This window comes from Serratia sp. P2ACOL2 (assembly GCF_003691565.1).
In the GTDB taxonomy this organism is placed as follows: Bacteria; Pseudomonadota; Gammaproteobacteria; order Enterobacterales; family Enterobacteriaceae; genus Serratia; species Serratia liquefaciens.
Window position 1 is genome coordinate 932,657 of sequence record NZ_CP033162.1, and the last position, 12,962, is coordinate 945,618.

The following is a 12,962-nucleotide window of genomic DNA, read 5'->3' on the forward strand; positions in this document are numbered from 1 at the left end:
GGTTCAGCGCAGGCTGAACCCTTTTCACTGCCCGACAGGCAGATATGGGGAGGTAACGCCGTTGCGCTGCAGCTTTTCCTGGTAGTCACGTTTGACAATATCCAGCGCCGCCAGCGCGGTGGCGGGATCGATCTCATTGCATTCCAGCAGGTAAATCAGATCTACCGCCAGTTGCAATTCTGGTGAGGCATTTTCTAGAGACATAAAACCCACGTTTTAATTGAGATGAATGATACTTCGTTCGGCTGAGTATAGTGAACAAGCCCGATTGGGGGGAATAATCATTAAAATATTGTGATAAATCTTCAAAAACCGTTTTCTTTACGTTCAATACTGCGCTCAATGCGCGTCAGCGCTTGACGGCAACGCGTCAGTCGGCCTTCTAACGCAGCCAGTTCATGTTGAAGCTTTTGCTGTGCCGCCAGCGTCGTCTGCCTTCCCAGCAGGCTTTCCCGATCCTGAATCATTGCAATGATCCGACGTTCATAATCCTGATGTTCGGCCAGCTTGTGATACAGATCGACCGCTGCCACCTCTTTGGGCTGATTCTTACGGCGCAGCGTCTGGGTTGCCAGCTCGCGTTGCAGTGCGGTGAGCTGTGCCAGCAACTTTTCAGCCAGAAAGGCCACCTGAGTGGTGCGATTGTCGTTGGCCGCCGTCTGCAACTGGGCGAAGTTCTTTTGCACTTCGGCCAGATAATCGCGCAGCCGTGTACCGCGGTTAGAAAACAGCGCAGTATCGAAGCGTGCCTGAGGGATCGGCGCGTCGCCGCGGGGCGTGATCTCGCTGGCCAATACCTTGATTTGTTGTTCTAACGCTTCTAAAAGACGCTGGGTGCTCACGTCGGCTCCATTGGGGTGTTAGTGGGCTCAGCTTGCCCGCGATCGCGTCGTGAAACAAGCGCCGTGCATATATTCCGCCCGTTGCGGCTGGTGGCACGGGGGAAGGCGGTGATAAAGTAACGCCAGACAGGTTGATGGACAAGGGCTCGCATGACGCGTTGGTTATTGATTATCCTCGGTTGGTTGGCGGTGGTGTTGGCGACGTTGGGCGTGGTATTACCACTGCTGCCGACGACGCCGTTTCTGCTGTTGGCCGCCTGGTGCTTCGCCCGTTCGTCACCACGCTTCCACAGTTGGCTATTGTACCGCTCCTGGTTCGGGCCTTATCTGCGCCATTGGCAGCAGCATCGCGCCTTACCGCCAGGGGCTAAATGGAAGGCGGTGGTGGTGATTGTGCTGACATTCGCACTTTCGTTGTGGCTAGTGAAAATCTGGTGGGTGCGTGGAGTGCTGTTGCTGATGCTGGCTATTTTGCTGACCTTCATGTTGCGCTTGCCGGTTGTTGACTTATCGCAACAAAAACAGCGCTGATTGTGGCCTATGATATTCAATAGCTTTCAGGCTGCGTTTTGAAAGATGCAGGGGAAAGTTGCATTTGTCCGTCAGTTTGCATAGATTTGGGCGTTTTCGTGCGCGGGTGGCCTCCCATTCCCTGTTTATGCCGGGATCGGGTTCCAGACGATCGGCGCGCAAGTCATCAGGCAGTTTTATCAGGCAATAATTATGACCGCTACTGCACAGCAGCTTCAGTTTATTAAAGACAGTATCAAAACCATTCCGGATTACCCTAAGCCGGGCATACTGTTCCGTGACGTCACCAGCCTGCTGGAAAACCCGCTGGCTTATGCTGCCAGCATCGAATTGCTGGTTGAGCGCTTTCGCGAAGCGGGCGTGACCAAAGTGGTTGGCACCGAAGCGCGTGGTTTCCTGTTTGGCGCACCGGTAGCATTGGCGCTGGGCGTAGGTTTTGTTCCGGTGCGTAAACCGGGTAAGCTGCCGCGCGCGACGCTCAGCGAAAGCTATGAGCTGGAATACGGTACTGACCAACTGGAAATACACACCGATGCCATCAGTGCCGGTGATAAAGTGCTGGTGGTGGACGATCTGCTGGCAACCGGTGGCACCATCGAAGCCACCGCAAAACTGATCCGCCGTCTGGGCGGTGAGGTTAAAGACGCCGCTTTCATTATCAACCTGCCGGATCTCGGCGGTGAAGCGCGTTTGAACTCTTTGGGTATTGAATGCTACTGCCTGGTCAACTTCGCCGGCCACTGATCTGCATTACCACAACGGCCTCGCGGATCGCCGCGGGGCTGTGTTAGCATGACCCTCCAGATTACTCGACTTTTCCGGTATTAATGAGCTATCAGGTTCTTGCCCGTAAGTGGCGCCCTCAAACGTTTGCAGATGTTGTCGGACAGGAACATGTCCTGACTGCGCTGGCTAACGGCCTCTCGCTGGGGCGGATTCATCACGCCTATCTGTTCTCGGGCACGCGCGGCGTGGGTAAAACCACCATTGCGCGCTTGCTGGCCAAAGGCCTGAACTGTGAAACCGGCATCACCGCCACGCCGTGCGGTCAATGCGACAACTGCCGCGAGATTGAGCAGGGGCGCTTTGTTGATCTGATCGAGATCGACGCCGCGTCCAGAACCAAGGTGGAAGATACCCGCGATCTGCTGGATAACGTCCAGTACGCACCCGCCCGCGGCCGCTTCAAGGTTTACCTGATTGACGAAGTGCACATGCTCTCGCGTCACAGCTTCAATGCGCTGTTGAAAACGCTGGAAGAGCCGCCTTCTCACGTCAAATTCCTGCTGGCGACGACCGATCCGCAAAAGCTGCCGGTCACTATCCTGTCGCGCTGCCTGCAATTTCATCTTAAGGCTCTGGATGTCGAGCAGATCCGCAACCAGTTGGAAACGGTTCTGCAGGCAGAACAAATCACCAGCGACCAGCGCGCGCTGCAGCTGATAGCACGTGCTGCCGACGGCAGTATGCGTGACGCGTTGAGCCTCACCGACCAGGCTATCGCGATGGGGCAAGGGCAGGTGACCACCACCACCGTCAGCCAAATGCTCGGTACGTTGGACGACGAACAGCCGCTGGCAATCCTCGAAGCGTTGGTGAGCGCAGATGGCGAAAAGGTGATGGCGCAGGTCGCGCAAGCCGCTTCACGCGGTGTTGACTGGGAAAACCTGCTGATCGAAACGCTGGCCTTGCTACACCGGATCGCGATGGTGCAGTTACTGCCATCGGTACTGGACAATCATTACGCTGCCATTGAACAGCGGCTGCGTGAGCTGGCGCGTACTTTGCCGCCGACGGACGTACAGCTTTATTACCAAACGCTGCTGGTCGGCCGTAAAGAGCTGGCCTTTGCCCCGGATCGCCGTATGGGGGTTGAGATGACCCTGCTGCGTGCGCTGGCGTTTCACCCGAAAGCGGTGATCCCGGAGCCGGTGGCGATGGTGCAAACCGCACCGGCGCAGATGGCGCAACCGCAGGCTCAGCAGGTGGCTCAGCCACCACAGTTTCAGGACGCGCCACCGCCGTTAGGCCAGGTTGCGCCACAGAATAATCAGCAGGCTAATTTACCGGATGCCACCGCGCAATTATTAAAGGCGCGCACCCAGCTGTTGCGGCAGGGAGCATCCACACCAAAAAAGAGTGAACCGGCGGCGCCAGGAAAAGCGCGGCCGGCAAACTCAGCACTGGAGCGGTTGGCTTCCGTGACTGAGCGCAGCCAGCAGCGCCAGGCGGAAAAACTTGTTCAGCAAAAACCGGCCAAGCCGGAAGCTTATCGCTGGCGTGCACAGACCGAGCCAGAGGCCGAGCCGGAACCGCTGGCGACGCCAAAAGCGCTGCGCACGGCTCTTGAGCATGAAAAAACGCCCGAACTGTCAGCCAAGCTGGTGGTGGAGTCGCTGGAACGCGATGCCTGGGCGGCAGAAATCGATAAGCTGAAAATTCCAAAACTGGTGCAGCAACTGGCGTTGAACGCGGTTAAAGAAGTGCTGGAACCAGGTAAAATTTGTCTCCATCTGCGGTCGTCGCAGCGCCATCTGAACTCGCCTTCGGCGCAGAAGGTGTTGACCGATGCACTCACCGAGCTGTACGGCAGTCCGGTTGAACTGACCGTGGTGGAAGACGATAATCCGGCGGAGCGGACTCCGCTGGAGTGGCGCCAAGCCATTTATGAAGAAAAACTGGCGCAGGCGCGCCAGTCGATCGTTGCGGATACCAATATCCAAACGCTGCGCCGGTTCTTCGACGCAGACCTGGATGAAGAGAGTATTCGCCCCATTTAAACGCCGCGTAAAGTGCGCGGCCCTAGCGACGAGAGACGACTATGTTTGGTAAAGGCGGTCTGGGCAACCTGATGAAGCAAGCCCAGCAAATGCAAGAAAAAATGCAGCAGATGCAGGAAGAAGTCGCCAAATTGGAAGTGACTGGCGAATCTGGCGCCGGTCTGGTGAAAGTCACCATCAACGGTGCGCACAACTGCCGTCGTGTGGAGATCGATCAGAGTCTGATGGAAGACGACAAAGACATGCTGGAAGATCTGATCGCCGCTGCGATTAACGATGCTGCGCGCCGTATCGACGAAACCCAGAAAGAGAAGATGGCGTCTGTATCCAGCGGCATGCAACTGCCACCTGGCTTTAAGATGCCGTTCTAATGCAGACCAGCCCGCTCCTTGAAACACTGATGGAGGCGTTGCGCTGCCTGCCGGGCGTTGGCCCGAAGTCGGCGCAGCGTATGGCGTTCCAGCTGTTGCAGCGCGATCGCAGCGGTGGGATGCGTCTGGCGCAGGCGCTGACCCGCGCCATGTCAGAGATCGGCCACTGTGCCGATTGCCGTACGTTCACCGAGCAGGACGTTTGCACCATCTGCGCCAATCCGCGCCGTCAGCAAAACGGCCAGATCTGCGTGGTGGAAAGCCCGGCGGATATTCACGCCATCGAGCAGACCGGCCAGTTCGCCGGACGTTACTTTGTGCTGATGGGCCATCTGTCGCCGATGGACGGCATTGGGCCCGGTGATATCGGTCTGGATCGGCTGGAGCAACGGCTGGAAAAAGAAAGCATCACTGAAGTGATCCTGGCCACCAACCCGACGGTGGAAGGTGAGGCAACCGCCAACTATATCGCCGAGATGTGCGGCCAGTATGGCGTGGTCGCCAGCCGCATAGCCCACGGCGTGCCGGTGGGCGGTGAACTGGAAATGGTCGACGGTACCACGTTGTCGCATTCATTGGCCGGTCGTCACGTTATCAAGTTTTGATGTTTTCCTCTGATGGGGCTATTTGGCCCCGTCAGCTATCTGCAAAAATTTCCCGCCAGCCGCTTGAAAAACAACGCCCTTGTCCCCACTTAATCCTCATTGTTCGCTTTTGGTAGCTATTGTCTTTGAGGTAATCAATGAGTATGAAAGGTCAAGAAACCCGTGGTTTCCAGTCTGAAGTAAAACAACTGCTTCATTTGATGATTCATTCGCTGTACTCCAATAAAGAAATTTTCCTGCGCGAGCTGATCTCCAACGCCTCGGATGCCGCCGATAAGCTGCGTTTCCGCGCACTGTCGACGCCTGAGCTGTATGAAGGTGACGGCGAGCTGCGTGTGCGCCTTTCCTTCGATAAAGAACAGCGTACGTTGACCATTGCCGACAACGGTATTGGCATGAGCCGTGAGGAAGTGATTGAAAACCTGGGTACCATCGCCAAGTCAGGTACCAAAGCCTTCCTGGAATCCATCGGTTCCGATCAGGCCAAAGACAGCCAGCTGATTGGTCAGTTCGGCGTGGGTTTCTACTCCGCGTTCATCGTGGCGGATAAAGTCACCGTGCGCACTCGTGCCGCGGGCGCTCCGGCCGATCAAGGCGTGTTCTGGGAATCTGTCGGCGAAGGCGATTACATCATTGCCGATATCAGCAAAGAAGATCGCGGTACCGAAATTACCCTGCATCTGCGCGAAGGCGAAGATGAGTATCTCGATGCCTGGCGTCTGCGTTCCGTGATCGGCAAATACTCCGACCACATTGCACTGCCGGTTGAGATTGAAAGCAAAAACGAAGAAGACGGCACCGTCACCTGGGAAAAAATCAACAAGGCGCAGGCCCTGTGGACCCGCAGCAAGGCTGACGTGACCGACGAAGAATACAAAGAGTTCTACAAGCACATCGCGCACGACTTTACCGATCCGCTGAGCTGGAGCCACAACCGGGTGGAAGGCAAGCAGGAATACACCAGCCTGCTGTACATTCCTGCCCAGGCGCCATGGGACATGTGGAACCGCGATCACAAGCACGGGCTGAAGCTGTACGTGCAGCGCGTGTTCATCATGGACGACGCTGAACAGTTCATGCCGAACTACCTGCGTTTCGTGCGTGGCCTGATAGATTCCAACGATCTGCCGCTGAACGTTTCGCGTGAGATCCTGCAAGACAGCCGTGTGACCCAGAACCTGCGCGGTGCGCTGACCAAGCGTGTGTTGCAGATGCTGGAGAAACTGGCTAAAGACGATGCGGAAGGCTACCAGAAGTTCTGGCAGCAGTTTGGTCTGGTGTTGAAAGAGGGCCCGGCGGAAGATGGTGGCAACAAAGAAGCCATTGCCAAGCTGCTGCGCTTTGCTTCCACCCACAATGACAGCTCGGCGCAAACCGTCTCGCTGGAAGAGTACGTGGGCCGCATGGCAGAAGGGCAGGAGAAGATTTATTACATCACCGCCGACAGCTATGCCGCCGCCAAGAGCAGCCCGCACCTGGAACTGTTCCGCAAGAAAGGCATCGAAGTGCTGCTGCTTTCCGACCGCATCGACGAATGGATGATGAGCTACCTGACCGAGTTCGACGGCAAGCCGTTCCAATCCGTCAGCAAGGCAGATGACGCGTTGGACAAGCTGGCAGACGAAACCGAAGAGCAGAAGGCCGCCGAGAAGCAGCTGGAGCCCTTTGTTGACCGTGTGAAAACCCTGCTGGGCGATCGCGTGAAGGACGTGCGTCTGACGCACCGTCTGACCGACACGCCGGCTATCGTTATCACCGATGCCGACGAAATGAGCACCCAGATGGCGAAGCTGTTTGCCGCTGCGGGCCAGGAAGCGCCGGCGGTGAAGTACATTTTCGAACTGAATCCGGAGCATGCGTTGGTCAAACGCGCATCCGATGTGGGCGATAACGAACAATTCGCCGAATGGATTGATCTGTTATTGGATCAGGCACTGCTGGCTGAACGCGGCACCCTGGAGGATCCAAATCAGTTTATCCGTCGTATGAATAAACTGTTGTCCGCATAATTCCGAGTATATACGCCCAAAATCCGCGAATTTTGGGCGTATTTTTTTGTTTTTCCTGCCGATTTTCCGCGCTTTATTCTCTGTTTCCTCCCTTTGGCGCCGCAATCGATTTCCTCGCGTACCTTGAGCCAGCCCCCCTGAAATGGTATGGTTGAGCGTTTTCGCAATTTTATAAAAACTACATAGCAAGGGGATTTACGCAATGCGTATCATTCTGCTGGGCGCTCCGGGCGCTGGTAAAGGTACTCAGGCTCAATTCATCATGGAGAAATACGGTATTCCGCAAATCTCCACGGGTGATATGTTGCGCGCAGCCGTGAAGGCCGGCAGTGAATTGGGCAAGCAGGCGAAAGAAATCATGGACGCCGGCAAGCTGGTGACCGATGAGTTGGTCATTGCACTGGTTAAAGAACGCATCACCCAGGAAGATTGCCGTAAAGGTTTTCTGCTGGACGGTTTCCCGCGCACCATTCCACAGGCTGACGCGATGAAAGAAGCCGGCATCAATGTGGATTACGTGCTGGAATTTGACGTACCGGACGAGCTGATTATCGATCGCATCGTTGGCCGTCGCGTACATGCCCCTTCTGGCCGCGTGTACCACATTAAATTCAATCCACCGAAGGTGGAAGGTAAAGACGACGCGACCGGTGAAGAACTGACAACTCGTAAAGACGATCAGGAAGAAACCGTACGTAAACGTCTGGTGGAATACCATCAGATGACTGCACCGCTGATTTCCTACTACAGCAAAGAAGCTGCTGCAGGTAACACCCAATACCGTAAAATCGACGGCACCCGCAAAGTGACCGAAGTGAGCGCCGAACTGGCGAACATCCTCGGCTAATCGGTTTTTCATTGCTGTGCATAGCGCCAGGCCTCATCCGCCTGGCGTTTTTTTTATTATTTACCCGCCGAATTGTGATCGCCGTGGCTTGTTGCGCCTGTGCCCTTTAATCCACCGAGAGAAATGGCGTATAACTCCCCCATCTTAATCCCCGGGGACAATCCGCATGCTCAGACCAACCCATTTGCTGGCAGAATCCACCGCACGCCAGATCGTGCAGCGGGCGATGAGCATCATCAGCCATTCTGTCAATGTGATGGACAGCAACGGCGTCATCATCGCTTCCGGCAATCCCTCACGCCTATTTCAGCGTCATGAAGGCGCTGTTCTGGCGCTGACCGAAAACCGGGTGGTGGAAATCGATGCGGTGACTGCCGCGCACCTCAAGGGAGTGCGGCCCGGCATCAATTTGCCCTTCAGTTTTCACAGCCAACAGGTGGGGGTGATCGGTATTTCCGGTGAACCCGCGCAGGTACGTGCCTATGCCGAACTGGTGAAAATGGCGGCCGAAATGATGGTGGAGCAGGCGGCGTTGCTGGATCAACATCAGTGGGAAAAACGCTACCGCGAGGAACTGGCCAATCAGTTGCTGCAGCCGCAGCCGGCATCAGGCTCGCTGGAGGCGATGGCCGCCTACCTGGGGTTAGATCTGCAACAGCCACGGATTGTCTGGATCGCGGAATTACAGGACACGCAGCCGCACCTGCTGCGTGAATTGCTGACGGAGCTGGAGCAGACTCAGCGCGAAGCGCTGATCGCCATCACCGGGTTCAACGAAATGATCCTGCTGCGTCCTGCCAGTCTGGTGCAGGGGAGTGGAATGTGAAGCAGGAGCGCAAACAGGCGCAGCAGTTACAGAGCCAGCTTCAGTCGCGTTTCAACCTGCGGTTGATTGTCGGTGGTTTCTTTAGCGGCGAAGCAGGGTTGCACCGTTCAAGCCTGACGGCTCGCGCCACCCAGGCGATGGCGAAACGCTTGAAGTTACGGCACAAGACGCTGTTTTACCAAGATTATCCGCTACCGTCACTGCTGTGCGATCTGGGTGAAGACTGGCGGGCTCAAGAGCTTTCCCGCCCCTGGCAGGTTTTGGGCGAACAGGATGAAAAAGGGGTATTACGCAGCACGCTGAGGCACTATTTTTCGCGGAATTGTGATCAGACGCAGACCGCCGCCGAGCTTCATATTCACGTCAATACCTTGCGCTATCGCCTGCAGCGTATTGAAGCCATTACTGAATTAAAAATCAATCAGTTAACGGACGCCTTGCAGCTGTATATCGGCATGCTGATGCACGGCTGAGTTGTGTAAAACCACAACTTTCCGCTGTGTGCGCGCGCATGTTTTTGTGGCTTTCTCTCACGCCAATGTCCGGCGCTCAGGATATGTTTTCCCCACACCAACAACGGGGAAAACAATAATGACAACGGTATCCACGCTTGGGGCGCTGGTGGCATTGGTCGTCGCTATCGTCCTGATTTTACGCAAGGTCCCGCCTGCCTACGGCATGATTGCCGGTGCGCTGGCGGGCGGATTATGCGGCGGCGCCGATCTGGTGCAGACCGTGACGCTGATGATCACCGGTGCGCAGGGCATTACCAATGCCGTGATGCGCATTTTGGCGGCGGGGGTGCTGGCCGGGGTGTTGATCGAGTCCGGCGCGGCGCACACCATCGCTGAAACCATCGTCCGCAAAGTCGGGGAAACCCGTGCGCTGTTAGCGCTGGCGGTAGCTACACTGATCCTGACGGCAGTGGGCGTATTTATCGACGTTGCGGTGATCACCGTGGCGCCGATTGCCCTTTCCATCGCTCAGAAGGCCGGGATCTCGCGTGCGGCGATACTGCTGGCGATGATCGGCGGCGGCAAGGCCGGTAACGTGATGTCACCAAACCCCAACACCATTGCCGCAGCCGACAACTTCCACGTGCCGCTGACCTCGGTGATGATGGCCGGTATCGTGCCAGGATTGTGCGGATTGATCGTGGCCTATCTGCTGGCCCGCCGTTTGAGTGATAAGGGCGATAAGGTGATGGCGGAAGAGCTGACGCAGCAAGCCGAAGGCATTAGTCCGGGCTTTGCGGCGGCGATCAGCGCACCCTTGGTTGCCATTGTTCTGCTGTCGCTGCGGCCGATCGCCGGTATTGCCATCGATCCGCTGATAGCGCTGCCGCTGGGCGGTCTGGTGGGCGCATTGCTGATGGGCCGCATCCGCCAGTGCAACCAGTTTATGGTTTCCGGCCTGTCCCGTATGGCGCCGGTGGCGATTATGCTGCTTGGCACCGGTACGCTGGCAGGCATTATCGCCAACTCTTCGCTGAAGGACGTGCTCATCAGCGGGTTGAGCAGCACCGGCATGCCGGCCTGGCTGCTGGCTCCGCTTTCTGGGGCATTAATGTCGATGGCCACCGCTTCGACAACTGCCGGTACCGCCGTGGCATCCGGGGTCTTCAGCAGCACTCTGCTGGAGCTGGGCGTCAGCGGGCTGGCGGGGGCGGCTATGATCCATGCCGGCGCGACGGTGCTGGATCACCTGCCGCACGGCAGCTTCTTCCATGCCACCGGCGGCAGCGTCAATATGGCCGTGCATCAACGGTTGAAGCTACTGCCTTATGAAACACTGGTCGGCTTTACCATCGCGGCCGTCTCGGCGTTGATGTTTGGCGTATTTAATCTGGCGGGATAAGGAAGAGTAATGAAAACGCTGAAAAAAGTGGTGATTGCGCCGGATTCGTTTAAAGAAAGCCTGAGTGCGTTGGAGGTGGCGGAAGCCATCGAACGCGGCTTCCGCCAGATCTTCCCGCAGGTACAGTATGTGAAGCTACCCATGGCGGACGGCGGCGAAGGCACGGTGGATTCGATGGTGGCAGCTACGGGCGGGGAAATCGTCACGGTCGCGGTCACTGGGCCGTTGGGCCAGCCGGTACAGGCCTTCTATGGTTTGCTGGGAGAGGGAGAAACTGCCGTTATCGAGATGGCGGCGGCTTCCGGGTTGCATCTGGCTCCCAAGGCGCAGCGAGATCCGCGCATGACCACCAGTTATGGCACCGGTGAGCTGATCCAGGCTGCGTTGGATCGCGGCGTTAAGACGATTATTCTTGGCATTGGCGGCAGCGCCACCAACGACGGCGGGGCCGGCATGATGCAGGCGCTTGGGGCCAGACTGCTGGACGATAATCGACAGGCTTTGCCGCCTGGAGGGGCCGCGCTGGCGCAGTTGGCCTATATCGATCTTTCCGGGGTGGATCCGCGTCTGCAGCAGGTGAGCATCACGGCGGCCTGCGACGTGGATAATCCTTTGTGTGGTGCTAACGGAGCCTCCGCGGTGTTTGGCCCGCAGAAGGGGGCCACGCCGGAAATGGTCACGCAGTTGGATGCGGCGCTGCGCCATTACGGCACATTGCTGGAACAGGCTACCGGGCGTGAGGTTATCAACGCGCCCGGTGCAGGAGCGGCAGGGGGAATGGGGGCGGCGTTGCTTGGCATGCTAAACGCCCGGTTGCGCCCCGGTATTGAGATCGTGATCGAAACCCTTCAATTGGAAGAGGCGTTGCGTGATGCCGACCTGGTGATCACCGGCGAAGGGCGACTGGACAGTCAGTCTATCCACGGCAAAACGCCGATTGGCGTGGCGCGGGTGGCCAAACGCTTTGGTTTGCCGGTGATCGGCATTGCCGGCAGCCTGTCGAAAGATTATCAGGTGGTGCACCAGCACGGTATTGACGCCGCTTTTTCGGTGCTCGATCGCGTTGTCTCTCTGGAGGAAGCGTTGGCGGAAGCGGCCGATAACCTGGAGGTGACGGCGCGTAATGTGGCGGCGGTCTGGCGACTGGCGCAGAGTTAATATCATTCCCCTTTATCATGGGCAACGCCTGTTGCTGATATCGGTTCCGACGAGGCGCTTTTCCGTTACAATAGGCGCCATTAATCGACGTTAACCCCCTGACCCAGAACAGGGGGTTAGCTTGCAAGGAATCAAGGGGAACTGAGATGAAGCAAGAGAAACACGGGGTATTACTGGTGAACCTGGGCACGCCGGATGCTCCGACCTCGTCGGCGGTAAAACGCTATCTGAAGGAATTCCTCAGTGACGACCGCGTAGTGGATACAGCCCCATTGATCTGGTGGCCGATCCTCAACGGTGCGATCCTGCCGATCCGTTCGCCGCGCGTTGCCAAGCTGTATAAGTCGGTATGGATGGACGAAGGCTCACCACTGCTGGTCTACAGCCGCCGTCAACAGCGCGCATTGGCCGCACGTATGCCGAACACGCCGGTTGAATTGGGCATGAGCTACGGTTCACCGAGCCTGGGCGAAGCGATAGACAAGCTGTTGGCACAGGGCGTGACCAATCTGGTAGTACTGCCGTTGTACCCGCAATACTCCTGTTCAACCAGTGCAGCCGTGTGGGACGGCGTGGCGCGCATACTGAAAGGCTATCGCCGCCTGCCGTCGATCAGCTTTATCCGCGACTATGCCGAACACCCGGCCTATATCGCCGCATTGCGTCAAAGCGTGGAGCGTTCGTTTGCCGAGCATGGCCAACCGGACCGGCTGGTGCTGTCATTCCACGGCATTCCCAAGCGCTATGCACGCCTTGGCGACGATTATCCGCAGCGTTGTGAGGATACGTTTCGTGCATTGACCGACACTTTGCCGTTGGCGCCGGATCGGGTCATGATGACCTACCAGTCGCGTTTTGGCCGTGAACCCTGGTTGACGCCGTATACCGACGAAACCCTCAAAGGCCTGCCTGCGCAAGGCGTTAAACATATTCAGCTTATCTGCCCAGGTTTTTCGGCGGACTGTCTGGAAACACTGGAAGAAATCAAAGAGCAAAACCGCGAAATCTTCCTCGAGGCGGGCGGCGAGAAGTTTGAGTACATTTCTGCGCTGAACGACGAACCGGCGCACATTGATATGATGCAGCAACTGGTGGCGCAGCACCTCTGATCCCCAGAGCGCAAAATAGTGACAGTC

12 protein-coding genes, 1 pseudogene and 1 other annotated feature are annotated in these 12,962 nt (G+C 57.1%); of the genes and pseudogenes, 11 read left to right on the plus strand and 2 right to left on the minus strand.

The window, feature by feature from the left end:
* Positions 1–24: 24 nt before the first annotated feature.
* Positions 25–204 (minus strand): pleiotropic regulatory protein RsmS, encoded by a 180-nt coding sequence (gene rsmS, locus EBA31_RS04430; protein WP_020825528.1) that lies wholly within the window; start codon positions 202–204, stop codon positions 25–27.
* Between the two features lie 101 nt (positions 205–305).
* Entirely contained in the window at positions 306–842 is a 537-nt protein-coding gene (gene priC / locus EBA31_RS04435; RefSeq protein WP_020825529.1) for a primosomal replication protein PriC, read from the minus strand.
* A gap of 150 nt (positions 843–992) precedes the next feature.
* Between priC and EBA31_RS04440 the strand changes: the two genes are divergently transcribed.
* The 11 genes and pseudogenes from EBA31_RS04440 (at position 993) to hemH (ending at position 12,935) form a co-directional block, all read left to right on the plus strand.
* Positions 993–1,373, plus strand: a complete 381-nt coding sequence (locus EBA31_RS04440; RefSeq protein ID WP_020825530.1) for a DUF454 family protein — start codon at positions 993–995, stop codon at positions 1,371–1,373.
* 192 nt (positions 1,374–1,565) lie between these two features.
* Complete coding sequence (gene apt, locus EBA31_RS04445) at positions 1,566–2,117, plus strand: adenine phosphoribosyltransferase (RefSeq protein ID WP_020825531.1); 552 nt, start codon at positions 1,566–1,568, stop codon at positions 2,115–2,117.
* 83 nt (positions 2,118–2,200) lie between these two features.
* The gene (gene dnaX / locus EBA31_RS04450) at positions 2,201–4,153 is read left to right on the plus strand and encodes a DNA polymerase III subunit gamma/tau (protein WP_046374335.1); all 1,953 of its coding nucleotides are present in this window, start codon (positions 2,201–2,203) and stop codon (positions 4,151–4,153) included.
* Positions 3,486–3,550: a sequence feature (DnaX frameshifting element), on the plus strand. (Overlaps the previous gene by 65 nt.)
* A gap of 41 nt (positions 4,154–4,194) precedes the next feature.
* The gene (locus EBA31_RS04455) at positions 4,195–4,524 is read left to right on the plus strand and encodes a YbaB/EbfC family nucleoid-associated protein (protein ID WP_020825533.1); all 330 of its coding nucleotides are present in this window, start codon (positions 4,195–4,197) and stop codon (positions 4,522–4,524) included.
* Positions 4,524–5,129 (plus strand): recombination mediator RecR, encoded by a 606-nt coding sequence (recR, locus tag EBA31_RS04460; RefSeq protein WP_020825534.1) that lies wholly within the window; start codon positions 4,524–4,526, stop codon positions 5,127–5,129. The genes EBA31_RS04455 and recR overlap by 1 nt, the downstream gene beginning before the upstream one ends.
* Before the next feature lie 143 nt (positions 5,130–5,272).
* Entirely contained in the window at positions 5,273–7,138 is a 1,866-nt protein-coding gene (htpG, locus tag EBA31_RS04465; RefSeq protein WP_162302866.1) for a molecular chaperone HtpG, read from the plus strand.
* Positions 7,139–7,340: 202 nt separating this feature from the next.
* On the plus strand, positions 7,341–7,985 hold the full coding sequence (gene adk, locus EBA31_RS04470; RefSeq protein ID WP_020825536.1) for an adenylate kinase: 645 nt from the start codon (positions 7,341–7,343) through the stop codon (positions 7,983–7,985).
* Between the two features lie 166 nt (positions 7,986–8,151).
* Positions 8,152–9,284: pseudogene (locus EBA31_RS04475) on the plus strand (sugar diacid recognition domain-containing protein).
* A gap of 118 nt (positions 9,285–9,402) precedes the next feature.
* On the plus strand, positions 9,403–10,668 hold the full coding sequence (locus EBA31_RS04480; protein WP_122077525.1) for a GntP family permease: 1,266 nt from the start codon (positions 9,403–9,405) through the stop codon (positions 10,666–10,668).
* Positions 10,669–10,677: 9 nt separating this feature from the next.
* Positions 10,678–11,826 carry a glycerate kinase gene (locus EBA31_RS04485; protein WP_122077527.1) on the plus strand — a complete coding sequence of 383 codons (1,149 nt, stop codon included), beginning with the start codon at positions 10,678–10,680 and terminating at the stop codon, positions 11,824–11,826.
* Between the two features lie 146 nt (positions 11,827–11,972).
* Positions 11,973–12,935, plus strand: coding sequence for a ferrochelatase (hemH, locus tag EBA31_RS04490; RefSeq protein WP_044548739.1), 963 nt, complete (start codon positions 11,973–11,975; stop codon positions 12,933–12,935).
* Positions 12,936–12,962: the final 27 nt, after the last annotated feature.

What these genes read in the sequence shown, in the direction of transcription:
- htpG (WP_162302866.1), top strand. Translation starts at nt 5,273, where the DNA reads ATGAAAGGTCAAGAAACCCGTGGTTTCCAGTCTGAAGTAAAACAACTG.
- EBA31_RS04455 (WP_020825533.1), top strand. Translation starts at nt 4,195, where the DNA reads ATGTTTGGTAAAGGCGGTCTGGGCAACCTGATGAAGCAAGCCCAGCAA.
- dnaX (WP_046374335.1), top strand. Translation starts at nt 2,201, where the DNA reads ATGAGCTATCAGGTTCTTGCCCGTAAGTGGCGCCCTCAAACGTTTGCA.
- EBA31_RS04485 (WP_122077527.1), top strand. Translation starts at nt 10,678, where the DNA reads ATGAAAACGCTGAAAAAAGTGGTGATTGCGCCGGATTCGTTTAAAGAA.
- apt (WP_020825531.1), top strand. Translation starts at nt 1,566, where the DNA reads ATGACCGCTACTGCACAGCAGCTTCAGTTTATTAAAGACAGTATCAAA.
- EBA31_RS04440 (WP_020825530.1), top strand. Translation starts at nt 993, where the DNA reads ATGACGCGTTGGTTATTGATTATCCTCGGTTGGTTGGCGGTGGTGTTG.
- recR (WP_020825534.1), top strand. Translation starts at nt 4,524, where the DNA reads ATGCAGACCAGCCCGCTCCTTGAAACACTGATGGAGGCGTTGCGCTGC.
- hemH (WP_044548739.1), top strand. Translation starts at nt 11,973, where the DNA reads ATGAAGCAAGAGAAACACGGGGTATTACTGGTGAACCTGGGCACGCCG.
- adk (WP_020825536.1), top strand. Translation starts at nt 7,341, where the DNA reads ATGCGTATCATTCTGCTGGGCGCTCCGGGCGCTGGTAAAGGTACTCAG.
- rsmS (WP_020825528.1), bottom strand. Translation starts at nt 204, where the DNA reads ATGTCTCTAGAAAATGCCTCACCAGAATTGCAACTGGCGGTAGATCTG.
- EBA31_RS04480 (WP_122077525.1), top strand. Translation starts at nt 9,403, where the DNA reads ATGACAACGGTATCCACGCTTGGGGCGCTGGTGGCATTGGTCGTCGCT.